This is a genomic window from Kitasatospora sp. NPDC059327, from assembly GCF_042752535.1.
Taxonomy (GTDB): Bacteria; Actinomycetota; Actinomycetes; order Streptomycetales; family Streptomycetaceae; genus Kitasatospora.
This window is the reverse complement of sequence record NZ_JBHYYB010000062.1, coordinates 1-22480: the sequence shown is the minus strand read 5'-3', so window position 1 is coordinate 22480 and position 22480 is coordinate 1. Positions and strand designations below refer to the sequence as shown.

Sequence of the window (22480 nt, the reverse complement as noted above, 5' to 3'; positions counted from 1 at the left end):
GTGACCCCGGGATCGCCGGTCAGCCTCGTGCCGACCGGCGATCCCAGCAGGTCGAGCGCCGTCAGAGTCCGAGGTCGTGGCCGGTCTCCTCGACGTGGTCGGCCATGGCCCGGGCCGCACGTTCGGGGTCGCCTGCGGTGATGGCGTCCAGGATGCGCCGGTGCGCTTCGATCGTGGCGTCCTGACCCTTGCCCCGTTCCTCGCGGCCGCGGTAGCTCGCGCGGCGTGCGTCGAGCAGGGCGCCGTTCATGGCCGTGAGGATGAACGAGAAGACCTCGGACTCGGCGAGGTCGGACAGCGCCTGGTGGAAGGCGAGGTCGGCGGCGATGAACGCCTCGGGGCTGCCGTTTGCGCCGGACATGATGTCCAGAGCCCGTTCGGCCTCCGCGGTGGAGCCGTGGCCGGCGGCGACCCGGGCCGCAGCGCGCCGGGCCAGTTCGCACTCGATCACCCGACGGGTATCGAGCAGGTCCCGGAGATCCATGGACTTCTGACTGAGGCGGAATTCGAGGATCTGCCTCAGAACGGCGGGTGATGGAGTCGCCACTCGGGCCCGCTTGCCTTGGCTGGAGACGAGGACACCTCTGGCGACCAGCGTGCGGATCGCCTCGCGCACCGCGAGGCGATTGACCCCGTACCGCTCGGCGAGCTCGCCCTCCGCGGGGATCTCGTCGCCTGCGCGGAGCCGACGCTGCTTGATCTCGTCGATGATCTCCCGCGCCACGGTGTCGCTCAAGGTTGCGCGCTCGATCGTCATGCCACCCGCCCCGCTTCAGTGACGCGCCCCACGAGGCCGGCCTCCGGGACAGAGGGGGATACGGTCGGTGGCAGCGCCCGAAATAGCTGCCACGGAAGGAGATGGTCGGCGTTCATCGGCGCCATACTGCCACGATCGGCCCCGGGGGCGGTCGCCAGAAGGCCGAATGGCCCGCCGTGCTCCCCGGTCCATGACGCCTCCGGTATGCGGACCGCTCTGCGGCGCGTGTTCATGGGCCCCGTCCTCTCCTCGACTGGCAGTCAGATTCCTGCACTCGTGACTTGACAGCATAGCTGCTAAGTAACACGATCGTGCCCTGACCCACCCACGGCGGGCACCCACCACCCCGGCCTCCCCGCCGACGAGCCACGACACCCCGCCCGCAGGAAGTGGACCCGACACCGAGAAAGTGGAGACCATGTTCAAGCAGCCCGCCGCAAGATCCGCCGACCCGGCCATCGAGGGCGGTGCGGGATGAGCCGCCTACGGAGTTCGACGTGGTGGGACGACCCCGCCAAAGCCGGCTTCATCGCGCGCCACCACATGCGCCAGCTCGGCCTCACCCGTGACCAACTACGTGGGAAGCCAGTAGTGGGCATTTGCAACAGCTGGTCCGAGCTGACACCGTGCAACGCCCACCTGCGGGTCTTGGCCGAGTCCGTACGCCGCGGCATCACCGCCACCGGCGGACTCGCCCTGGAGTTCCCGACCATGTCCATCGGCGAACCGCTGATGCGGCCCACGTCCATGCTCTTCCGCAACCTGATGAGCATGGATGTCGAGGAGACCGTCCGCGCCAACCCCCTGGACGCGGTCGTCCTGCTCGGCGGCTGCGACAAGACCCTGCCCGCCCAGCTGATGGGAGCGGTCAGCGTCGACCTGCCCACCATCGCGCTCTCCGGCGGCCCCATGCTCACCGGCCGTTTCCGCGGCGAAACCGTGGGATCCGGAACCGACATCTGGCGGATGAGTGAAGACCGGCGCGCCGGCCGCATCACCCAGGCCGACTTCGACGAGTTCGAAGGCTGCCTCGCCCGCTCCGCCGGCCACTGCATGACCATGGGCACCGCTTCCACCATGGGCAGCGTCACCGAAGCCCTCGGCCTCTCCCTGCCCGGCGCCGCCGCCCTGCCGGCCGCCGACGCCCGCCGCGCACAGCTCGCCGAACAGTCCGGCGCCCGCGCCGTCGAACTCGCCCGCGAAGGCCTGCGCCCCTCCCACATCCTCACGCCGACGGCATTCACCAACGCCATCACCGTCAACGCCGCCGTCGGCGGCTCCACCAACGCCGTCCTGCACCTCCTCGCGATCGCCGGCCGCGCCGGCGTACCGGTCACCCTCGACGACTTCGACACCATCGGCCGAAACGTCCCCCTACTCGCCGACCTGATGCCCAGCGGCCGCTTCCTCATGGAGGACTTCGCCTACGCCGGCGGCCTGCCCGCCCTCATGACCGAACTCGGCGACCTCCTCGACCGCACCGCGCTCACCGTCACCGGCCGCACCCTCGGCGACAACCTCGAAGGCCACCGGACCTGGAACCGCGAAGTGATCCGAACCATCGACAACCCGGTCCAGCCCGCCGACAGCGGCACCGCCGTCCTGCGCGGCAACCTGGCCCCCGGCGGAGCGGTCGTCAAACAATCCGCGGCCTCGCCCCACCTACTGCGCCACCGCGGCCCGGCCCTGGTCTTCGACAGCATCGAGGACTACCTGACCGCCGCCGACGACCCCGACCTGCCGGCCGACGCCGACACCGTCCTCGTCGTCCGCAACCTCGGCCCCCGCGGCTACCCCGGCATGCCCGAACTCGGCAACCTCCCCCTTCCCGCCAAACTCCTCACCCAGGGCGTCACCGACATGGTCCGAATCTCCGACGCCCGGATGAGCGGCACCGCCTACGGCACCGTCATCCTGCACGTCGCGCCCGAAGCCGCGGCCGGCGGACCGCTCGCCCTCGTCCGCACGGGCGACACCATAGAACTCGACACCCCCGCCCGCACCCTGCACCTCGATGTCGACGACGCCGAGCTCACCGCCCGCCAAACCGACTGGACGCCACCCACCCGTCCCGCAGACCGCGGCTGGACCCGCCTCTACACCGACCACGTCCTCCAGGCCGACCAAGGGGCCGACCTAGGTTTCCTGGTCGGCGGCTCCGGAGACCGCCCCGCGAAGGCGCCCTTCTGATGCGAACCGACCCAGCCCACGGCCTGGCCGACGGCTCCGGAGACCACCCCACGAAGACACCCTTTGGCACCGACCTGCTCCACGGCGTCATTCCGGTCCTCGAAACACCCTTCACCACCGACGGACGCCTCGACCTCGACGGCTTCGAACGCGTCGTGAGCCACGTCCTGACCACCGGCGTCAGCGCGGTCATGTTCCCCGGCTTCGCCAGCGAGTTCCACAAACTCACCGACCACGAACGCGCATTGCTCACCCGCCTCCTGCTCGACCTCACCACCACCCGACCCGACATCGCCGCCGTCCTCTCCATCCCCGACCACGCCACCCGCCTCGCCGTCGAACGCGCCACCGCCGCCGTCGCCGCCGGCGCCGACGCCATCAACCTCCTGCCGCCCCACTTCCTCGGCCCACCCCCCACCGAGGTACACCACCACATCACCGCCGTACTCACCGCCGTCGCCCCCACCCCCGTCATCCTCCAGTACGCACCGGCCCAGACCGGATCGTCCTTCAGCCCGGACACGCTGCGCCGACTGGCCGCCGAGCACCCGAACCTGGCCGCCGTGAAGATCGAGACGGCACTACCCGGCCGTCTCGCCGAAGACCTCGCCACCGGAACACCCCCGCTGCGGGCCTTCATCGGCTACGCCGGCCTGCAACTCGCAGACGGCCTGCGGCGAGGCATCGCCGGAGTCCAGCCCGGCTGCTCGTTCACCGAGATCTACCAGCGCATCTGGCGGCTCTGGCACGACGGCGAACGCGCCGCAGCCCTCGCTCTGCACACCCGCCTGACCCCTTATCTGACCTACTGGATGCAGGACGTCGAACTGATCATCACGGCGGAGAAACTCATCTCCGCCCGCCGTGGCCTCATCGACAACCCGCACTGCCGTCACCCCGCCCGCAGCCTCGACCCCCAGGAAACCGCTGCCGTCGACCGGTTCCTGCTGGAGTTCGACGACATCCTGCGGCCCGATCCGAACCGGAGCAGATCATGATCGACCTCACCGGCGACGTCGTCCTCGTCACCGGCGCCGCGCGCGGCATCGGCGCGGCCATCGCCGAAACGGTGGCCGGCGCCGGCGCCCGAATCGGACTGCTCGACGTCGACACCGACCGCCTACGCCGACAGGCCGACCGGCTGGGCACCGCAGCAGCCTGGGCCACCTGCGACATCACGAGCGAGGACGAGGTGTCCGGTGCGGTAGCGGCACTGCGCGAGAAACTCGGCCCCGCCACCGGGCTGGTCAACAACGCGGGACGCAACGCCTACGGCGACCCGGTCGCCATGACCGTCGCGCAGTGGGACGAGGTCTTCGCCGTCGACCTCAAGGGTGCCTGGCTGACGGCCCGCGCAGTCCTGCCCGACATGCTCGCCGACGGTCACGGATCTATCGTCAACATCGCCTCCATGCACGCCACGCTCACCTGCCCCGGAATGTTCCCCTACGCGGCCGCCAAGTCCGGCCTCGTCGGCCTCACCCGCTCACTCGCCCTCGAAGTCGGACCACAGGGCGTGCGGGTGAACGCCGTCAGCCCCGGCTACATCGAAACCGACCTGCTCACCGAGTACTTCGACCGGCAACCATCACACGTTCGCCAAGCCGCCACCGACAAGCACGTCCTCGGCCGCCTGGGCTCACCCCACGATGTCGCAACTGTGGTCGCGTTCCTCCTCTCCGACGCGGCCGGCTTCGTCACGGGCGCTGACTGGGCCGTAGACGGCGGTGTCTCCGCCCGCTTCGCCTGACCACCAACCTGCCCGGCGACCTCACCTGGGGTCGGCCCAGCCGCCCCGCCGGGACAGGCCAACCCGTTCGATGACCGCCATGACCCACCCGACCCGGCGCCCCCGCTGCGCACCCGGCACACCCCGCGTGGCCGCGGAAGCCGCAGCGACGGGCCAGTGCTCATGGGAGTCGGTGCGGCTGCGTACACGTGCGGTGTGTCAGCCGGAAAGCCGGCGAAGTCGCCGGGCTCCAGGCGGACGGGCGCCTCCTGGAGCCGGTGTCTACCTGGCCGCTGATCACGTACATGTGTTCGCGGGTGCCGGGGCGGTGTGCCTTCGCATGGTGGTCGGCTCCGAGGTGGAGGAGCAGTTCGTAGGTGTCGACGGTCATGCCGAGATGGCGGGAGCGTTGCAGCAGCCGGGTGTCCAGCGGCCGTCTTCGACGAGCTGACCCGCGGTGTCTTCACCGAGGACTCACCCGCCCAGTACCGCAGGTCATGGAACAGCTGGCCGCCCGGGGAGCGGACGCGATCATCCTCGGCTGCGCCGGGATCACGCAGCTCATCGACCCACAGGACCTCCCCTCACTGCCCCTGCTGGACTCGACCGCCCTGCGCGTCGAAGCCATCGTCAACGCCGGCCTGGACTCCGCCGCCCCGCGAGCCCGAACCTGATCCACTTCTGCGACCCTCGCCCCGATGCCCGTTGCCCTGGCCCGACAGGTGACCCCACCACCGAGCGCTAAGAGCCGAAGAAGACGGCCTACAGCCACAAGACCGAGTACCAGCTGCGGGTCCGGGTGCAGATGGTCCTGCACCCGGCGAGGGGACGCTCCAACGGGGGGTGGCCAGGAAGCGCCTACGCTCACACCGGCGTCGATGGACTGGGCGCACGACCGCCTGGTGGAAACCTCTGACAAGGTCATCGCCAGAGTGCCCCGGCCCCAGGCCAGCGGACCCGGGGCAGCGGAATCGTGGCGGAACTGCGCCGACCCGTCCCGGGCGCACAGGTCGATAATCAGCCGGTAGACAAGCGGTGGAAAGGCCAGAAATACGGATGGGGCGGATAACAGAACCGAACGGACGGAACGCCCGCGCACCCCTTGGCGGCGACCATAATTCCCGGATGTGATCCGAAGACATCAATTCCGTGACGCTCGGTTCAGGCGGCCTACCTTTGCTTGACGTCTGGCCAGAATTCACGACGTGAAAGCCGCCCGATCCGTAAGCGGCGCGACCGCCGGATCGCGTGGGGAGGAACCGGCCCACTCAAGGCGGCTACATCGCCAACGCCCGTCATTTCATGCGCGCCAAGGCATACCCCAATGGCAGGGCGACCCGCTGCGCCGCCGCACCCGCGGCCCGGTCCCGGTCGGCTGACCCGGTCGGCCTTGAGCACCTGGAGAGCTGAGGGCCTGCCGAGGCCGGTCGGATCGGCGGGCCCGAGGGTCCGGTCAGGGGGTGTTCGGGTGGGGGGTACTGGGTGTGGTGTGGCAGGTGGGGGTTGGCTCCGTTCGGAGCGGGGAGATGGCGGGGCCAGCGGCCTGGGCGGATTCGGCGGGGGTGTCGGGCGGGGTGTCGTCGTGGAGGGCCCGTGTCTCGGCCTTGAGGATACGTAGGGACTTGCCGAGTCCGCGGGCGGCTTCGGGGAGCTTCTTGGAGCCGAAGAGGAGCACGATCACGGCGAGTACGACCATGAGGTGCCAGGGTTCCAGACCGTTGCGGAGCATAGGCGTCTCTCCTTGACTGTCGAAGGCGGAAGGTCGAGAAGGGTCATCGGGGTGAGCCGCGCACGTGGCCGAAGAAGACTGCACCCCGGGGGTGTTGATGCCGAGACCGGGTCTGGTACGCCGGGCGTTCGGCCATCGATCGGTTGAGCAGGTGCAGCCCTGAAGACAGCTCACCTACAGGCAGAGCGGGCGCTGGATTGATGCTGGTGCCCTGATCGCGAGGATGACCGTTGCTGTCCGTGGCCAGGTCGGAGCCGGGCGCGCCGCGAGACCCGGGCTCTTGTCATGACAGCTAGGCTGCTATGTCAATCTAAGGGCGCCCGGTGCGCATGGCAATACATGAAGCGAGGCTTCGCGAGCGCCATCCCCACCCCTTCGTGCGAGCGGCACAGTCGTCCGACGCCCCGGTTGCGGCTGGGCGGCGGGAAGGGATGAGTGCTCCGCCTTCAGTCTTTTCGTCCGAGGTATTGCGCCGCCCGGCTCACTGGCTTATATCTACCTAGCAGCTAAGTTGCCAAGGAGGTAGGAATGAAGCCACACCGCCGTACTCCCCTCACTCAGCCGGACACCTCTCAGTCCGATCAGGGATTCTCCCGGCGCACCGCGCTGAAGGGTCTGGCCGCCATCGGCCTTGTGGCCGCCGGTCCGGGCCAGGTCTTCCTGGCCGCTCCGGCCTACGCCGCCACGACGACTGCTACTCCGGTGGTGCCGCCGTTGCCCGAGACCGTCTCCGGTGTGAGCAGCCCGAAGGTCCCCATCGTCTCGGGCTGGCGCTACACGTCCCGCCCGCCGGTATCCTTCTGGAGTGCCGGCACCAACACCTCGTCCTGGTCATCGATCCAGGTGCCCGGCGAACCCGCGCTCCAGGGACAGAACGTTCCGTCGAACGCGGAGTGCGCCTACCGGACGACGATCGCCGTACCCGCCGACTACGCCGGCAAGACGATCCTGCTCCGGTTCGACGGGGTCTACAGCTACGCCCGTGTGTGGGTCAACGGGACTCTGGTCCGCACCCACGACGGTGGCTTCACCACCTGGTACGCCGACATCACCTCGTCCGTCACACCTGGCCAGCAGGCGACACTGACCGTCGGGGTCACCGACCGGCCGGACAGCATCGCGGGCCAGTCGGCGTACTCGAAGCACACCATCGGCGGCATTCTGCGCGATGTGACCCTCGTTGCTCTGCCCGCCTCGCACCTCACCAGGCTTCACGTGGACACCACGTTCGACGCCACCTACACCAATGCCACCCTCACCGTGACCGCGGCCGCCGCTGGGCTGGCAGCGGGTGCGAGTGGCACGGTCTCGCTGTCCCTCACGGACCCCGCCGGACGACAGGTCGCACTCTCGCCGTCGACGATCACCCTGACCGGCGCCACGCCGCAGGCCGTGGCGGCCATCCCGGTGACGGCACCGTTGAAGTGGGATGCCGAACATCCCAACCTCTACACCCTGCGGAGCACCTACCAGACCCAGGGGCAGTCACAGACGGTGAGTCAGCAGGTCGGCTTCCGGCAAGTGAAGATCGTCGGGAACAAGCTGCTGGTCAACGGCAAGCCCGTAACCCTGCTCGGCGTCTGCCACCACAGCATGACCGAGGCCTTGGGCCGGGCGACCACGCCGGCCCTGGAGGAGCAGGCCCTGAGGCTGTACAAGGAGGCGAACTGCAACTTCGTGCGCACCACGCACTATCCGCCGACAACCGCACTCCTGGACTGGGCCGACCGGATCGGCCTCTACGTCGAGGTCGAGGCACCGGTCTGCTTCCAGGGCGGCACAGTCGACGACCCCGCCTACGAGGGCGTCTACCTGGCGCAGTACGCCGAGATGCTGGAGCGCGACCGCAGCCGCGCCTGCGTCATCGAATGGGCGCTGGGCAACGAGAGCGGTGTAGGAGGAGTGAACTTCTACGCCGAGCGCGCCTACTCGCGCCAGACCGACCCCTCCCGTCCGACCGTTTTCGAGGACCGGCGCTCGGACAGCGGCGGGCCGCAGGCCGACATCTACAGCGGCCACTACCCGAGTGTCGGTGGCCCCGGCAACGCGAGCCAGCCGATCCAGTACGGCGAGTTCGCCCACGTCGCGTGCTACAACCGCGAAACCCTGCGAGTCGACCCGGCCGTACGCGACTTCTGGGGCAAGAGCATCGCCAAGTTCGCCACATGGCTCCGCACCACCGACGGAATCGTGGGCGGTGCCATCTGGGCGGCCATCGACGAGGTGTTCAATCTGCCGGCCGGCTCTGTCGGCTACGGAGAGTGGGGCATCATCGACCTTCACCGTCGGCGCAAGCCCGAGTTCTGGCTCACCCAGAAGGCCTTCTCGCCGGTGCAGATCGCCGACGGTACGCTGGCCGGTCTTACCCCGGGTGGCGCCGTGCCGGTGAATGTGACCAACTGGTACGACCACTCCAACCTCGGTGAGCTGGCCATCGCCTGGCGGATCGGCAGCAGGAGCGGAACGCTGGGTGGCGTCAACATCGCGGCTCGGCAGAGCGGCACACTGACAGTCCCTGCCGGCCCCTGGTCGGCGGGAGACGTCCTCCAGCTCACCTTCCGCCGTGGCACCGCCGTCGTCGACGACTACCGGCTGTCGCTCAACACCCCTGCGACACCGGCGTTCACGCCCGTCGGCGGTACCACGCCGACGGTGCAGGAGACTGCGAATCGCATCATAGTCACCGGCGTCGACAAGCCGTTCACCGTGGTGTTCGACAAGGTGACCGCGCGCCTGGTCGAAGCCACGGTCAGCGGCACCAGGGTGCTCACCGGCGGCCCCGACCTGATCATCTCGCGGCTCTCCCCCGGTCCGTGGACCGGCGTCTCGACCACGGTCACCACCAGTGGCGGCCAGGCGATAGTGACACTCACGGGCCGGTTCGGCACGATCAACACCTCGATCAAGGTGGCCGTGGACGGCCGGGGCCTGCTGACGACGACGTACACGATCGCCAACCCGCCCGGCGACCCGGTCACCGACGTTGGCCTGGCCTACATGATGACCGGCAAGACCGATACCCTCACCTGGCAGCGCGACGCCCAGTGGACGGTCTACCCGGCTGACCACATCGGGCGCACCGCCGGCACTGCGGTCAAGTGGCGCGCCTCGGGAACGGACGGCTACCGCACCCAGCCGACCTGGCCGTGGTCGCAGGACACCCACAGCTACGACCTGTTCGGGAAGAACAGCGCAGCCCACTGGACCAATGACTTCCGCGGCACCAAGATCAACGTCCGACTCGCCAAGGCCACGGCAGGGTCAACCGGACCCGGCGCACAGGTCGAGTCGGGCGGAACCGATGCGGTACGCCTGGCACCGGTCAACCCGCCGGTGATCGACAACGCCTCACCACAGGTGGTCTACAACGGCACGTGGACCAAGAAGGCCTCCGCCGGAGGGGCCGTGGACGGCCGGTTCGGCACCGAGGCCATCTCGAACGTCACGGGAGCCACGGCGCAGCTGACGTTCACCGGCAGCGGGGTTGCGCTCTATGCCTCCCCCCGGGACGACCTCGGCATCGTGAAGATCTCCATCGACGGCGCGGTGGCAGCGAGCGTGGATCTCTACGGGACGGGCAAGGCGCCGGCCCAGCTGGTCTTCCGCAGCGCGCCACTTACTTACGGCCAGCACACGATCAGGGTCGAGTGCACCGGCACCAAGAACGCCGCGTCGAGCGGAACATCCGCACTCGTCAACGCGTTCCGGGTGGTGAACCAGATCATCGACGACGCCGACAGCCGAGTCCTCTACACGGGGAACTGGACCCACGACGGAGCCAATCGAAGCTCGACCACCAGCGACCTCGGCCGTACCGAGTCCTACAGCAAGGAGGTCGGCGCCACAGCTACCACCGCCTTCTGGGGCGCCGGAGTCCGCGTCATCGCCCCCAAGGGGCCGAGCGAGGGAATCGTTGAGGTCTCTGTCGACGGCGGGGTGCCGACCCGGGTGGACCTCTACGCCGCGAGCAAGCAGTCCCAGCAGAACGTGTTCGAGCGCACCGGTCTCGTTGAGGGCGAGCACACCGTAACCGTCCGGGTCACCGGACAGAAGAACTCATCCGCCACGGACACCTTCGTCTGCCTCGATGCGTTCGAGGTGCTTATCGCGGACCCGTTCACACCGTACGATCCCGGCGTCAATCTCATCACCAGCGCCAGACTCGCTTACACCGACCTCGATTGGGGCAACCCGCCGGACAAGGCGATCAGGCTGAGCGCCAACTACACCGCGACCACCCGTATGAGGCTGGTCGGCGGCTGACAACCAGAAGGCAAGGGGGCGAGCAGTCGAACAGGAACGTCTGAGCCGGTCGGCCTGGGTGCTTGATTCCGGCCGACCAGTCAAACAGGTGAGGTTCCCGGGAGGCCGCCGTTGAGGGGTACGAACAAGATAGTCCGTACCCCTCAACGGCGGACGGCACACCGACGACGTCGCCGCGCTGCGCCTCGACCGGCACAGCCGGTCGGCCCTCGGTCTGGTCGAGGATGACGTCGCCGCGCAGGAGCCGCACGACGGCCTCGGTGATCGGCATCTCCACCCGGTACGCCGGGCGAGTGCGTGAAGGGCCTCGGAGGTCTTGACGCCCTCGGCGGTCTGGGAGAGCGCTGCGGCGGCCGTGCCGACAATGGAGTCGCGGCCCAGGTTCTCGCCGAACGACCTGTTGCGTGAGAGTGGGGAGGAGCAGGAGGCAACCAGGTCGCCCAGGCCGGCCAGCTCGGCGAAGGTGTGCGGGTCCGCGCCGGTCGCGGCGCCGAGCCGGAGGGTCTCCGCGAGTCCTCGGGTGATCAGCACCGACCGGGCGACACCGCAGCGCCCCAGCTCAAGCCCCAGGGCTGCCCGTCCGAGACCGCCGGATCACGCATTCGAACTGTCGGCGCAGCCGCTCGGGGTACGGCCCGTGCTACTGAGGTTTTCAGGGTGGGGTCGGTGGTGTGAGAGTCAGACCGGTGGCGGTCAGGCATCCGTCGATCAGGTGGGGGCGGAGTTGGATTCGGCGTAACTCGCGGCGGAGTGTGCGGTCGAGGTCGTCGGGCGTCCCGAAAGCGGTGTTGGCCATCGCTCTGCGCACGAGTGACCAGACGGCCTCGACGGGGTTGAGGTCGGGTGCATAGGGCGGGAGACGGACCGTGGTGAGCCAGTCGTGTTCGGCCTCGTACCGTTTCAGCCCTGCTGACAGGTGGGTGTTGAGATTGTCCCAGACGACCACGATCGGTCCGCCGAGTTGGATGTGGGCCCGGACGAGCAGGTCGCGGTAGTCCTTCCAGGAGAAGCTCTTGCGGGCCCCCTTGAGGAGGAGGTGGCTGCGGGGCTGGTAGATCAGCCTGCTCTCGCCCAGCCGGTAGCAGCACAGGGCGGCGATCGAGGTCCTGCGCCGGGATCTGCCGCGGACCCGGACGACGGGAGTGTCTCTGCGGCGACCCCAGGTGCGGGCGCGGGGCGGCGTCATGGAGAAGCCGGCTTCGTCCTCGAAGACGATCCAGCCGCCACACGCCGCCCCGATGCTTTTACCCGTGGCCACACCTCCTTCTTCCACAACTCCACGGCGTTCGCGTCGCGTTCGAGGGCTCTGCGGGCGGGTGCCTGCCAGGACCAGCCGTGCCGCTTCAGCAGCCGCCACACCGTCGGGACCGAAAGGCTCAGGTGCAGCCGACGGTGGATCACGCTCTGGACCCGGGCCAGCGTCCACCGCTCATCCCCGAAGCCATGCGCGGTCGGCCCCTTGCCGAGTTCCTCCTCGAGCACGGCGAACTGGGCGTCGGTGACAGTCGGGGAGTCGGCCGGCCCTGCTGAGCGCAGTGCCTCCATCCCGCCCTCGCGCCAGGCACGGCGCCAGCGTTCCACCGAACGCACACTCACCCGCAGATCCTTCGCGATCACCGTGGTCTTCTCACCCACCGCGAACCGCATCCCGGCCTGGAACCGGATCCCCTCACGAAACGCCCGACGCTCAGCGGTCAGGCCCCCACCCTCCGGATACCTCACACCAACGGCATACCGCAGGAATCATGAACCGTCACTACCCGACGACAACCCGAAATTCTCAGTAAGCGCGCTGCCGCCGGTCGGGTCGCCCACGGGCGACCCGACCGGCCCGCGCCGGAAGGTCAGGGGCTGTCGCCGGCCCAGTCCCAACGGCGCGGGTCCGTCGGGCGGGGTTCGTAGTGCGCCCGGCCGCCGGGCCCGTACGAGCCGATCTCGGTGGCCAGCGCGACGCCGTCGGCGAGCTGCCCGGCGTCCCAGCCGGTGACATCGAGGAGGAGACCGTCGAGGGGGCCGGCGACCAGCTCCCGGTAGGCGTGGCCCGGCCGCGGCCCGGGGTCCGGGTCGTCGTGGTCGGCTCCATAGACCCGGCCCCGCATCAGCGCCTCGTCGTCCATGCCCGCCAGCATCCCAGTGACGACCGACATCCTGGCCGGCTTGGGGAGAAAACGTCAGCGCTGCCGGGCCGGGCGCCCCAGATGCGGGCACCGCCCACGCGCGCAGTGACCGCCCCAGCGTGGTGAGTCCGGCGAGGATCTGCGGGCCCTGCTCCTGCCAAGGCCGGCCCGCCACCGCGGGGCCGCCGACCGGCACGGGTTGCACACCCATGGGCGGGCGGGAACGGCCGAGGACGACTTCGCCAACGCTGCCTGGCCTCTACGGCCGGACACCGGTGGCGAACACCAGTGAGGCGGCCAGGCCCAGGTGGGTGACAGTCAGCAGCCCCCAGTCCAGGGGACTCATCCGCCAGCGGCCAAGGGCCAGGAGTCGCCACTCGTAGGCCGCGCAGCCGACAGCGAGTACCAGAAGTGGCGTCCAGAGGCAGGCCCGCCAGGACCAGGCCGGGCCGGAAGCGAGCACGGCGTTCAGCGCGCCGGTGAGCGCCGCGGCGAGAAACCACCCGGGCTTCTGGCGCGTCGAGGTGGCCTCCGTGGGAGGTGACAGGGTGTTCATCGCAGGGTCCTATCGGGATCGTGGTCGGGAGACCCCTGGGGGGACGGGCCGCGACAGCCCGTCCCCCCAGGTCAACCGGAGCTGGTTCGCCTGTCAGTGGAACAGTTCCCAGATGGAGTAGAGGTTGCCGCCGACGTTGGCGGCGGTCAGCGGGGCCTTCCAGTACCAGGGCAGGCCCTTGTACCAGTCCACGAACGAGCCGTACGTACCGCCGACGGCCTTGAAGAAGCCCGGCACCTTGTTGAGGAGCTTGAGGATCCCGTCGAACTTGCCCGTGAGGGCGGTCGTGCCGGCGGCGATCTCCTGGAGTTCGGCCCGCTCGGCCTCGCTGTACTCGACAGGGGAGTTCAGCAGGGCGACGGCCAGCGATTGCACCGCCTGCTGCTGACCCGCCGTCACCGTGACGGCGGGGGCGGGGGCGGCGGTGCTCGCCTGGGCGACACCGCCTCCGAACGTCAGGGTCAGGGCCGCGAGCGCAGCGACACCACCGACGCGTACCGTGTTGCGGTTCAAGTACTCTTCCTTTGCGTCATGCACAAAGGGGAGTGGAGATCAGGTGCTGCTCGTGGAGCCGTCGGCTTGGACACTTTCGGCCCCGAACCAGACCTGGCTCCGCCCCCCGTGCGAATTGGCCTTGTCAGCGGATGCGGACGGCTTGATCAGGACCGGCCACCGCCGCTTTACCCGACCATAACCGGCCGTTCGATCGGACTCCAACGAATTCGCACAGGCGGCCCGAGGTTTCCGGCCAGGCCACCCAAACCGGCGGATCGCCCCCAGCCCGCACCAGCGAACGCTTCGACCGGCATGCTTCCCATAGGACAGTACGGCAGGACCCGAACCACACGGCTCGCACTCCCACCCATCAGACGTCCGATCTTGTCCATAATCGTTCGATCGTGTCGAACTGAACGGGAGTCAACCAGGCCGGCGGCCACCGGACGGACCCCCGACAGGTCACCCAGCGCCTGCCGGCGACCCGTCGTCAGGGCGCGGCGCTCGAGTCCGGCCTCCAGGCTCGGCGGCACGCCGGCCCGGATGGCCCGGGCAAGCCGGGGGCCGAGGTAGGAGCAGGCTCCGGTACGACTTGTTTGCCCGTCGGGGTGAAGCCCGGCTGAGCGCCTTTCATGATCCGCGCTGCGGGCAGTAGGAACGTGCACGACACGTCGTCGACGAAGGAGTGCACCGTGCGAATCACCTCACTGGCCAGGGCGGTACTGGTCACCTCGACAGCGGCGGCGCTGGCCACTACGGCCGCCGTCCCCGCCCAGGCCGCCGACCACTCCGAGCAGCGTGCGCCAGGGGTACACCGCGTGGCCGGCGAAGCGGCGACCGTCCCCCTGCGGGAGGCGATCGAGGCACTCCCCGTCGCCGAGGAGAGCAGGGCCGGCTACGAGCGCACCAAATTCAGGCACTGGATCGACGCGGACAAGGACGGCTGCAACACCAGGAAGGAAGTCATCCTCCGGGAGGCCATCGTCGCGCCGCAGATCGGCCCGGGCTGCTCGCTGACCGGTGGCCTCTGGTACTCGATCTACGACGGGGTAACCGTCACCGACGCGTCCGCCCTTGATGTGGATCATGTTGTGCCGCTCGCCGAAGCTTGGGACAGCGGAGCCTCCACCTGGAGCGCGGCCGAGCGCCAGGCCTACGCCAACGACTTGGACGAGCCCCGCGACCTGGTCGCCGTCACCGCCCGCTCGAACCGCCAGAAGTCCGACAAGGACATCTCCGAATGGCGCCCGGTCGAGACCGAGACGTGCGACTACCTCACCCGCTGGACCGTCTCCAAGACCCGCTGGGGCCAGAGCGTCGACACCACCGAGAAGAACGTCCTGCGTGACCTCGGCGCCACCTGCCCCAACGACACCCTGACCATCACCCTGGCCCGCTGACCGCCATACCCGGCCCCGCCAAGCCAGCCCCTGACCGCTCCGGCCGCCGCCCCTCAATCCCGAGGGCGGCGGCCGCTCGCGTGCTCCGACCTGGTCGAACCCCGTTCCCGGCACGGGGTTGACCGGCCGTCTGGGCGGTGTATCGTCTGCCGGTTCGCCACCCTCACCGTGCCAGTTCCGTCGGCGAAACCAATGCCCGAACCCTCTTGACCCGCCGTCTCCCAGGCCTAGCGTCCGGCACCACGGACCGCCGGAAGCGGGCCCGTGGCGCCCCGTTACGTCCCGGCCCGCCCGCGGCCCATCCACCGCAGACGACGCAGAAGGAGATGGGCATGAACGAGACGAGGCCGCGCGTCGAGGAGCCGGGCGCGGCGGGGTGGGACGGCGTCGACCGTCGGGCACGGCCGGTGGCGGATCCGGCCCCCGTGCGGCCGCGGGGCGGGGCCGCGGTGTTGCCATCTGGTGTTGCCGGCCCGGCAACGGAGGCGCAACACCGGTCGCACCCTCGATGCTGTGACGCACCGTCAGGTCGATCCGGTCGGCGGGCAGGTCGTGGCGGCGAGGGCCGTCACGGATCGAGGAGGTTGATGGTGCGGCGTGCGCTGCTGTCGCCGAGGGCGGCCCTGGTGCTGTTGGTCGGCGTGCTCACGGGAATTGGCGCGGGGGTCCTGACCGCCGCGGGGGGCGCGCACCTGGCCCAGTGTGTCCTCTACGGCGTCGGCGCGTTCGGTGCGAGCGTGTCGTTCGTGAACCAGCTCGTCGCCGAGCCCCGAGAGGAGCCGGCGGAGAAGGAGATGGCCTGATGACACTGGCCACGGCCCGGGTGTGCCGGTTCCCGGGCCGCGGCCGACCCGATACTGCGAGGATGGTGGCGCCGTGGAGGCCTACGAGACACCGGGGGGTGGCCGGGTGGGCGACCTGCGACCGCTGAGCCCTGACCTGAACACCGAGTGCCGGGCGTTCGCCGAAGCCCTGCGCAGCCTGTTCGCGGGCCTGCGGCCTGCGGTGTCGGTGCGCCGCTACGGCGCGCGCCGGCACGTGAGCGCGGGAGCCGTCTCCCGTTACCTGTCCGGGCAGCGGATCCCGCCGTGGCAGTTCGTCCAGGACCTGCTCACCGACGTCGGCACCGACCGCGGCAGCGTCGCGACCTGCGAGACGGTCGAGTTCTTGCGCTCGCTGCACGCGGCGGCGCAGCGCACCAGTGTCTCGGTCGGTCACGCCGTTCAGCAGTTGCAGTTCCAGTTGGCCGAGGCCGACCGGCTCTCCCGGCGTTCCGCCGCCCACAGCGATGTCCTGGGCGAGGCCCTGCTCGACAGGAACCAGCGGATCGCCGATCTGGCGCTGCGGCTCAACCAGGTGGAGAGCGATTGGGCCCGCGAGCGTGCCCGGGCGGACGAACTGGTCCTGTTCGCCGGGGACCGGGAGGAGTTGTTGCGCGAGCGGCGCCGTCTGGAGTCGGAGGTCGCGCGGCTGACGGCCGAGCTGGAGGAGGCCCGGCGGCGCCAGGTGGCCGCCGAGGCGCGGTGCGAGCTCCTGGAGCGCCAGTTGGTCGTGGCCGAGCAGCAGGCCGGCGAGGAGGTGCCGCTGTCCGAGCCGCCTCGGCTTGCCCGGACCGGCGCGGTCCGGGCGCGGGTTCTGGTGGTCGACGACCCGCCCGCGAACCTGATCGCCCTGGAGGCCGTCCTGGCCGCCGCCGACTGCCAGGTGCTGGCCGTGTCCTCCGGCGCGGACGCGTTGAAGGCTCTGCTCCAGCACGACGACGTCGCCGTGATCATCCTGGACGTGCAGATGCCCGGCATGGACGGCTATGAGACCGCCGCCCGTATCAAGCGCCGGGCCCGGACCCGCAACATCCCGATCATCTTCGTCACCGCGATCGGCGCCGACGCCGAGAACCTGCTGCGCGGCTACGACGCCGGAGCGATCGACTTCATCACCAAACCGTTCGAGCCCTGGATGCTGTGTGCCAAGGTCAGCGTCCTGACCGAGATGCACATGAACTACCGCGGCACCCCTCGCCCCACGCCTGCCACCCACCCCACGGACGACACCACCAGCTGGCTCCTGCCCTCGATCTCCCCGCAAGACCCGCTCCGGACGGCGGGTCAGGATGACCGTGTTCGTGGCTGATCGCCCGTAGGCGGTGGGGGCGTCGGCGACCGGGTCCCGTGGCGCCGCGGCCCGCCGTCGGACCCCGGCGGGTGCGGCACGGAGGTCTTCGCGCGTGGTGCGCAGGTGGTCGATGGTGTCGAACACCGACGTACGGCAGCGGATCCGGCTGGGCGGCCGGCTGGCGGTCGTCGGACCGGTTGCCCGCCCCGATCGTGCTCGAAGCCGCCGACGGGCTCGGTATGAGGGGCGGCTTGGAGCCGTTGCGGCTCCTGTCCGCTTCATCGGGCAGGGTGCCCCCGGCAGGTGCGGCCGCCACAGCCTGCCCGGGGTCAGGGTGTGTCGCCGGCCCAGTCCCAGCGGTGCGGGTCCGTCGGACGCGGTGCGTAGTGGGCCCGGCCGCCGGGCCCGTACGAGCCGATCTCGGTGGCCAGCGCGGCACCGTCGGCGAGCTGCTCGGCGTCCCAGCCGGTGACATCGAGGAGGAGGCCGTCGAGGGGGCCGGCGACCAGCTCCCGGTAGGCGTGGCCCGGCCGCGGTCCGGGGTCGGGGTCGTCGTGGTCGGCCCCGTACACCCGGCCCCGCATCAGCGCCTCGTCGTCCATGCAGCCAGCATCCCAATGGCCACTGACACGGTCCGCCTGGTCGGCTTCCGGATCCGGGGCGGCCAGGCGGTGTCACGGCGGCTTCGGGCCCGCCGTCGGTCAGGTGCCGGACGGGGCCGGCGGGTGGTGGCGGGCCGCCCGGACGGAGCGCAGATGCATGTGGACGGTCGCGGGGTCGGTTCCGGTGAGTTCCGCGACCTCCGTTTCGGGCAGTTCGAGGACGAGGTGCAGGACGACAACGTCCTGCTCGGGGTCGCTGAGGTGGGCGACGGGCTTCAGTGGCCCTGCGAGTATCCGCACGCGTCGGCGCACGACCTGCCAGGCACAGGCGGCGGGGCTGCGGGCGGCCAGGACGTGGGGCCAGGTCTCGGTGAGTTCGTCGAACGCCTCCTTGATGGCAGTGCAGGCGTCGGCGGCGGGCAGTAGGGCGGCGGCGTACTGGAGGTAGCGGTCGTAGTTGAGGTCTCGAAGGGCCCAGGGCCCGACCGGGTCGGGCCGGGTCGGCCTTCGCGGTCGGTGCCCGTGCCGGGTCGGCGGCATGCTGCTTCCCAGAGGGACGGGGATGGACGGAGCTGGCGTGAGCGGCCGTGGCACGGGTGCGCGGCGCGGCCGCGGGGTCAGAAGGACTCGGCGCGCAGGGTGGTGACCTCTGTCTGGGACCCGGAGGTGGGCGGCAGCGGGTTCTCCGGCGTCCACTCGGGGTTGGCGGCCAGCTGGAGGCACTCCCACAGGGGCCGGATGACCTCGGGCCGCCCCTGTAGGGCGGTGACCACCACCTCGATGTCCGGCCACGAGGACAGCTCCCGGCCGCCCAGGACGTCGCCGATCCTCGTGGCCGTCAGACGGTGCAAGGAGCGCTCGGCGATGAACTGCTCCGTGGGCCGGCCTGCCGCGAGGTGGAGACCCTGGAGTGCGGACGCCAGCTGGAACTGCGCCTCCGGACGTGCCTTGGGTCGGCCGGCGAAGAACGGCCGGGTCGTCGCCTTGCCGTTGGCCTCCTCCCAGAGCACTCGCAGCTGCGCCGGGTCGGCGCCGCAGGATCGGGCGAACGAGACGATGACGTCCCAGCGCGGCATGCGTTCCCCGCTGAGCGCACGGGAGATGTAGGAGGTGGAGACCTGGGCCTCCTTCGCGATCTCCCGCATCGAGCGGCCCGAGGAGCGCTGAAGGTGCGACAGCGCGCTGGCCAGCCGCGGCTGGGCGTCGATAGCGCCGCCGCCGGAGCGCCGGCTGCGGGATCCGCCCTGACGGGGCCCGGATCCGCGCGGCCGGGCGGTCTTCCTTCCCCGTTCGCGGCGCCGCGCCAGCAGCCGGGCGGCCTTCGCCTCCTCCCAACGGGTCCGCGCGGTCTCCGTCCCGACGCCGAGGATCTCGGCGATGGCCGGCCAGCGGACCTTGCGCAGGCGCGCTTGGAGGACGACCGCGTTGAGCAGCTCGTTGTACTCCTTGCCGATCTCGGCGGCGATCCTGAGTTCGGCGAAGTCGCCGAGCGCGGGCTCCGCGGACTTCGCCACGTTCTGGAGCCGGCGGACGGACGCCGTCAGGCCGGCCGCGATCTGGATGACCATCGGATCGACCGACGGCACTGGAGCCGATGGCGGCACCTTCGCCTTGCGATACGCGGCGGAGCGGCACTTGTCGGTGCAAAAACGCCGCCGCCGCCCGCGAGAGCTGGGCGAGAACAGATCGCCGCAGTGGTCGCAGGTCTGATTCGGCTCGGTCAGCTCGGTCATGTCCCGTTCCTCGAGGAAATTCGGGATAGCGCGAACGGGTGACCCCAGCGAGGAGATTTCGTTCGCGTTTGCCCGGTGATCCAGAACAGCGCGTACGGATTGCACTTCGCCGCGCGATGGCGGCACGGGGTCCCGCCCGCCGCCGCGGGGCAGCGAATCGGGCGGGACGTGACGCGCTGTCAGCAGCGACGGCGCAGGTAGCTGACGTGGGAGGCGTTGGCGACTGCCCCAGTGGCACACAGGAAGCCCAACAAGCCGAACCCAGGGGCGACCCCGGTGCCGAGGGCGACGAACGCGCCCGGAACGGCTACGAGCAGGCCACCTTTCAGATGTACCCACATGGCAACAGCGGCCGACGTTTCCCCGGCCTGACGCGGAGGCATGTTAGGTTCGGTGTCACGGTCGAACCGTCGCAGGGCGGCCAGGTACCGAATGCGGTCGAGGCTCACAAAGAGCTCCTTGATCGAGTGATGTTGTTGCGTAGAGCCCCGGCGCTATTGGTTTCTCAGGCCTGCCGGGGCTCTCCGTATTCGCGACACTACAACGCGACCCGCCCGGCGCGTTAACGGCTCATCTGCTTAACGGTCGCACCCCGAAAAGAATTCGAACGAACCGATCAGAAGCGAAATCGGACGATCGAATAGTGACTATGGAGATGCCGAAAGTACTCGATTTAGGTCGACTTACCCGGCCACTTGAGCGCACCAGGGTCAACGAAACGCAATCTCCGGTGCTCAGGACACGTGCCAGCCGACCCACGGGGGCTTCGCACACCCCCAACACCCCTGCTGTCAGCGCCTGCCACTCGCGGGCACCTCACTGAACGCACTGTTGCCAACACCATCAGCAAGGCGATAGGGCAACTCCGATCACTACAGGCGCGCCACCGGGAAGGGCCTGCGCTCTCCGCGAGGACCCCGTCCGGACATACTCCCGCCTCGCCTCGCCGCCGAGGAAGGACCCGCTTCCGATCACAGTGACACGGCAACCGGACCATTCTCAGGCAGACCGACAGCGGCCACCTCCGGCTCCACCACGCTGACGAACCCAGACACGTCCGGCAGCCACAAGTCCGCGTCCCGCGACCGCGCCGCCGACCCCCGCCCGAACACTGTCACCCGCGCCCGCCGGCCGGTCAGCTGCCCGTGCCCTTCACCCAGCCCCGACCACCGCCGAGCGGTCACCTCCAGGCTCAGTTGGGCGCCGGGCCAGGGTCCGGGGGTGATCAGGACGGTGCCGGTGCGGCGTAGGTGGGCGGCGAGGCGGTCGAGGGCGCGGGGGGCCAGGTCGGTGGGTGCGGCGGCGAGGACGACCGGGCAGGCGGCGGCGAGCGCGGTGACTACCTCCGCGAAGTGATCACCGGGGCGGTCGGCGACGACGAAGCGCTTCAGGTCGATGCCGTAGCCGGCGGCCGCGGCGAGGCCGAGGTTCGGGAGGCCGACGGCGGCGGTCCAGGCGTAGCGGTCCGCGGTGGCCGGGCCGGCGGCGAGGGCCAGGAGCAGGCTCATGTCGGGGGCCTCGGTGACCGTGCCCTTGGCCAGGCCGCCGTGCGGCAGCAGCCGGGCAAGCGGTCCCAGGACGGGCAGGACGGTGGCCTGGGCCTGGCGGGCGCGGGTGGCCGGGGAGGTGGCGTCCAGCAGGTCGGCGAGCCGGCCACGGTGCTCGGCAGCGAGATCGGCAACGGGCACAGGGGCGGGGATGGGGGCCAGGTTCACGCGGACTCCCCCGGGGTGGCCGGTGTCGGCGGCGCGACAGGCGCCGCGGGCGTGTCCGCCTCGGTGTCGGCCGCCGGCTCGGACCGCTGCAGCGGGCGCAGGGTGATGCCGTCGGCGATCACCCAGGCCGCCTGCTTGTCCTCGCCCCAGCGGGCGTGGGCGATCCAGGGGAGGTCGGGTCCGGGTCGGCGGCGAGCGGTGACCAGGACCGAGCGCCACGTGTCGTCCGCGCGGAGCCAGGCCAGGCGCCAGCACCGCTCTCCCGGACCCGTTCCGGCCGGGCCGGCGAGCTCGGCGGGCACCCGCACCGCGTCCCGCCACGTCCCGAGGTAGGGGGTGGTGGCCGGGGCCGGGTCGACGGGCTCGGGCACGGGGCGGATCCGGTCCGCCTCGTAGAGGAACCAGCCCCAGGCGCCGGTAGCCTCCGGGCCCCAGGTGACGTGGACGACCCAGACCGCGCTCCCGGGCGGGCGGCGCCACACCGTGAGCATGCCCGGGATCCACCGCCCGCCGAGCCGGATCTCGACCAGGCGCCAGCGCCGCTCGTCCCGGTAGAAGCCCGGCAGGGACATCAGCTCCCGCGGCGCCCGCTCGGCGTCACCCGGCCGCTCGGGCGAGCGGACAGGGGTGGGGCGCGGGACGAAATCGGTCATAGAACTATTGTTCGATAAGCTGCCGTAGTGATCAAACGTCAGCTGCGCAGCCGCTGTGGCTGCCAGCTACATGGCAGCCGACCTGCGCGTCTGTGCAGTTGGCGAAGCAATGCGCGACGGCGGCCGGCCATCGGCCTCGCCACCCTAAGCCGGGTCCTTCGGCGGGTAGAACTGCCGGGCCCAGAGGCGGTACGCGCCGAAGGGGGAGTCATCTCCGTTGATCTTGGGGTGCTGGAGATACTCCCTGCGGCGCCAGACGCGGAAGTCCTGAGCGACGTCACGACGTGAGTAGTAGCCGACGAGACGGCTTGTGGCTGATGCCATCAGACCGGTTGCGACGCGGCTGACGGGGGGCGGGAGTCCGGGCAGTTCGAACGTTGCCCCGGTCACCATGTGAACGCGCATCCGGCGCGGTGCGATGGGTGTGCC

General features: G+C 70.3%; 22 protein-coding genes and 1 pseudogene. 8 read left to right on the top strand and 15 right to left on the bottom strand.

What is annotated here, in order from left to right:
* Window positions 1-61 precede the first annotated feature (61 nt).
* Window positions 62-757: a FadR/GntR family transcriptional regulator gene (locus ACFXHB_RS30140; protein WP_380577829.1), complete on the bottom strand. Its 696-nt coding sequence runs from the start codon at window positions 755-757 to the stop codon at window positions 62-64.
* 474 nt (window positions 758-1231) lie between these two features.
* Here ACFXHB_RS30140 and ACFXHB_RS30135 point away from each other — a divergent pair, with 474 nt between their 5' ends.
* From ACFXHB_RS30135 to ACFXHB_RS30120, 4 genes are all read left to right on the top strand, one after another.
* Complete coding sequence (locus tag ACFXHB_RS30135; RefSeq protein ID WP_380577828.1) at window positions 1232-2947, top strand: IlvD/Edd family dehydratase; 1716 nt, start codon at window positions 1232-1234, stop codon at window positions 2945-2947.
* Entirely contained in the window at window positions 2947-3945 is a 999-nt protein-coding gene (locus tag ACFXHB_RS30130; protein WP_380577827.1) for a dihydrodipicolinate synthase family protein, read from the top strand. The genes ACFXHB_RS30135 and ACFXHB_RS30130 overlap by 1 nt, the downstream gene beginning before the upstream one ends.
* Entirely contained in the window at window positions 3942-4697 is a 756-nt protein-coding gene (locus tag ACFXHB_RS30125) for an SDR family oxidoreductase (protein WP_380577826.1), read from the top strand. Before ACFXHB_RS30130 ends, ACFXHB_RS30125 begins: the two co-directional genes overlap by 4 nt.
* A 476-nt stretch (window positions 4698-5173) precedes the next feature.
* Window positions 5174-5350: a hypothetical protein gene (locus tag ACFXHB_RS30120; protein ID WP_380577825.1), complete on the top strand. Its 177-nt coding sequence runs from the start codon at window positions 5174-5176 to the stop codon at window positions 5348-5350.
* Between the two features lie 779 nt (window positions 5351-6129).
* Here the strand turns inward: ACFXHB_RS30120 and tatA are convergent.
* The gene (gene tatA / locus ACFXHB_RS30115) at window positions 6130-6405 is read right to left on the bottom strand and encodes a Sec-independent protein translocase subunit TatA (protein ID WP_380577824.1); all 276 of its coding nucleotides are present in this window, start codon (window positions 6403-6405) and stop codon (window positions 6130-6132) included.
* A 528-nt stretch (window positions 6406-6933) separates the two neighbouring features.
* Between tatA and ACFXHB_RS30110 the strand changes: the two genes are divergently transcribed.
* On the top strand, window positions 6934-10668 hold the full coding sequence (locus ACFXHB_RS30110; RefSeq protein ID WP_380577823.1) for a glycoside hydrolase family 2 TIM barrel-domain containing protein: 3735 nt from the start codon (window positions 6934-6936) through the stop codon (window positions 10666-10668).
* A 333-nt stretch (window positions 10669-11001) separates the two neighbouring features.
* On the opposite strand, the pseudogene ACFXHB_RS30105 reads toward ACFXHB_RS30110, so the two are convergent.
* From ACFXHB_RS30105 to ACFXHB_RS30080, 6 genes and pseudogenes are all read right to left on the bottom strand, one after another.
* A pseudogene (locus ACFXHB_RS30105) lies at window positions 11002-11199 on the bottom strand (NAD(P)H-dependent glycerol-3-phosphate dehydrogenase); the annotation flags it as partial.
* A 121-nt stretch (window positions 11200-11320) separates the two neighbouring features.
* The gene (locus ACFXHB_RS30100) at window positions 11321-11854 is read right to left on the bottom strand and encodes a transposase (RefSeq protein ID WP_380577861.1); all 534 of its coding nucleotides are present in this window, start codon (window positions 11852-11854) and stop codon (window positions 11321-11323) included.
* Window positions 11851-12390 (bottom strand): winged helix-turn-helix domain-containing protein, encoded by a 540-nt coding sequence (locus tag ACFXHB_RS30095; RefSeq protein ID WP_380577822.1) that lies wholly within the window; start codon window positions 12388-12390, stop codon window positions 11851-11853. The genes ACFXHB_RS30100 and ACFXHB_RS30095 overlap by 4 nt, the downstream gene beginning before the upstream one ends.
* Window positions 12391-12512: 122 nt before the next feature.
* Window positions 12513-12815 (bottom strand): hypothetical protein, encoded by a 303-nt coding sequence (locus ACFXHB_RS30090; protein WP_380577821.1) that lies wholly within the window; start codon window positions 12813-12815, stop codon window positions 12513-12515.
* Between the two features lie 229 nt (window positions 12816-13044).
* On the bottom strand, window positions 13045-13341 hold the full coding sequence (locus ACFXHB_RS30085; RefSeq protein ID WP_380577820.1) for a hypothetical protein: 297 nt from the start codon (window positions 13339-13341) through the stop codon (window positions 13045-13047).
* Between the two features lie 93 nt (window positions 13342-13434).
* Window positions 13435-13854, bottom strand: a complete 420-nt coding sequence (locus ACFXHB_RS30080) for a hypothetical protein (protein ID WP_380577818.1) — start codon at window positions 13852-13854, stop codon at window positions 13435-13437.
* 674 nt (window positions 13855-14528) lie between these two features.
* Between ACFXHB_RS30080 and ACFXHB_RS30075 the strand changes: the two genes are divergently transcribed.
* The 3 genes from ACFXHB_RS30075 to ACFXHB_RS30065 all read left to right on the top strand — a co-directional run bounded on the left by ACFXHB_RS30075 (window position 14529) and on the right by ACFXHB_RS30065 (window position 17366).
* The gene (locus ACFXHB_RS30075) at window positions 14529-15236 is read left to right on the top strand and encodes an HNH endonuclease family protein (protein WP_380577817.1); all 708 of its coding nucleotides are present in this window, start codon (window positions 14529-14531) and stop codon (window positions 15234-15236) included.
* Window positions 15237-15823: 587 nt separating this feature from the next.
* Window positions 15824-16039: a hypothetical protein gene (locus tag ACFXHB_RS30070; RefSeq protein WP_380577816.1), complete on the top strand. Its 216-nt coding sequence runs from the start codon at window positions 15824-15826 to the stop codon at window positions 16037-16039.
* 73 nt (window positions 16040-16112) lie between these two features.
* Complete coding sequence (locus ACFXHB_RS30065; RefSeq protein WP_380577815.1) at window positions 16113-17366, top strand: two-component system response regulator; 1254 nt, start codon at window positions 16113-16115, stop codon at window positions 17364-17366.
* Window positions 17367-17677: 311 nt separating this feature from the next.
* Here the strand turns inward: ACFXHB_RS30065 and ACFXHB_RS30060 are convergent, their stop codons facing one another.
* The 7 genes from ACFXHB_RS30060 to ACFXHB_RS30030 form a co-directional block, all read right to left on the bottom strand.
* A complete protein-coding gene (locus ACFXHB_RS30060; protein WP_380577814.1) occupies window positions 17678-17950 on the bottom strand; it encodes a hypothetical protein in 273 nt (90 codons plus the stop codon).
* A 99-nt stretch (window positions 17951-18049) separates the two neighbouring features.
* A complete protein-coding gene (locus ACFXHB_RS30055; RefSeq protein WP_380577813.1) occupies window positions 18050-18490 on the bottom strand; it encodes a sigma factor-like helix-turn-helix DNA-binding protein in 441 nt (146 codons plus the stop codon).
* 77 nt (window positions 18491-18567) lie between these two features.
* On the bottom strand, window positions 18568-19518 hold the full coding sequence (locus tag ACFXHB_RS30050; protein ID WP_380577812.1) for a helix-turn-helix domain-containing protein: 951 nt from the start codon (window positions 19516-19518) through the stop codon (window positions 18568-18570).
* Window positions 19519-19862: 344 nt separating this feature from the next.
* Window positions 19863-20132, bottom strand: a complete 270-nt coding sequence (locus tag ACFXHB_RS30045) for a hypothetical protein (protein ID WP_380577811.1) — start codon at window positions 20130-20132, stop codon at window positions 19863-19865.
* 522 nt (window positions 20133-20654) lie between these two features.
* Window positions 20655-21398 (bottom strand): hypothetical protein, encoded by a 744-nt coding sequence (locus tag ACFXHB_RS30040; protein ID WP_380577810.1) that lies wholly within the window; start codon window positions 21396-21398, stop codon window positions 20655-20657.
* Window positions 21395-22051, bottom strand: coding sequence for a hypothetical protein (locus ACFXHB_RS30035; RefSeq protein ID WP_380577809.1), 657 nt, complete (start codon window positions 22049-22051; stop codon window positions 21395-21397). The genes ACFXHB_RS30040 and ACFXHB_RS30035 overlap by 4 nt, the downstream gene beginning before the upstream one ends.
* A gap of 144 nt (window positions 22052-22195) precedes the next feature.
* Window positions 22196-22375, bottom strand: coding sequence for a hypothetical protein (locus ACFXHB_RS30030; RefSeq protein ID WP_380577808.1), 180 nt, complete (start codon window positions 22373-22375; stop codon window positions 22196-22198).
* Window positions 22376-22480 lie beyond the last annotated feature (105 nt).

Bases quoted from the DNA above. Each gene is read 5' to 3' on its own strand.
- ACFXHB_RS30140 (WP_380577829.1), bottom strand. From the start codon at position 757: ATGACGATCGAGCGCGCAACCTTGAGCGACACCGTGGCGCGGGAGATC.
- ACFXHB_RS30135 (WP_380577828.1), top strand. From the start codon at position 1,232: ATGAGCCGCCTACGGAGTTCGACGTGGTGGGACGACCCCGCCAAAGCC.
- ACFXHB_RS30130 (WP_380577827.1), top strand. From the start codon at position 2,947: ATGCGAACCGACCCAGCCCACGGCCTGGCCGACGGCTCCGGAGACCAC.
- ACFXHB_RS30125 (WP_380577826.1), top strand. From the start codon at position 3,942: ATGATCGACCTCACCGGCGACGTCGTCCTCGTCACCGGCGCCGCGCGC.
- ACFXHB_RS30120 (WP_380577825.1), top strand. From the start codon at position 5,174: ATGGAACAGCTGGCCGCCCGGGGAGCGGACGCGATCATCCTCGGCTGC.
- tatA (WP_380577824.1), bottom strand. From the start codon at position 6,405: ATGCTCCGCAACGGTCTGGAACCCTGGCACCTCATGGTCGTACTCGCC.
- ACFXHB_RS30110 (WP_380577823.1), top strand. From the start codon at position 6,934: ATGAAGCCACACCGCCGTACTCCCCTCACTCAGCCGGACACCTCTCAG.
- ACFXHB_RS30100 (WP_380577861.1), bottom strand. From the start codon at position 11,854: ATGACGCCGCCCCGCGCCCGCACCTGGGGTCGCCGCAGAGACACTCCC.
- ACFXHB_RS30090 (WP_380577821.1), bottom strand. From the start codon at position 12,815: ATGTCGGTCGTCACTGGGATGCTGGCGGGCATGGACGACGAGGCGCTG.
- ACFXHB_RS30085 (WP_380577820.1), bottom strand. From the start codon at position 13,341: ATGAACACCCTGTCACCTCCCACGGAGGCCACCTCGACGCGCCAGAAG.
- ACFXHB_RS30070 (WP_380577816.1), top strand. From the start codon at position 15,824: ATGGTGCGGCGTGCGCTGCTGTCGCCGAGGGCGGCCCTGGTGCTGTTG.
- ACFXHB_RS30060 (WP_380577814.1), bottom strand. From the start codon at position 17,950: ATGGACGACGAGGCGCTGATGCGGGGCCGGGTGTACGGGGCCGACCAC.
- ACFXHB_RS30055 (WP_380577813.1), bottom strand. From the start codon at position 18,490: ATGCCGCCGACCCGGCACGGGCACCGACCGCGAAGGCCGACCCGGCCC.
- ACFXHB_RS30050 (WP_380577812.1), bottom strand. From the start codon at position 19,518: ATGGTCATCCAGATCGCGGCCGGCCTGACGGCGTCCGTCCGCCGGCTC.
- ACFXHB_RS30035 (WP_380577809.1), bottom strand. From the start codon at position 22,051: ATGACCGATTTCGTCCCGCGCCCCACCCCTGTCCGCTCGCCCGAGCGG.
- ACFXHB_RS30030 (WP_380577808.1), bottom strand. From the start codon at position 22,375: ATGGCATCAGCCACAAGCCGTCTCGTCGGCTACTACTCACGTCGTGAC.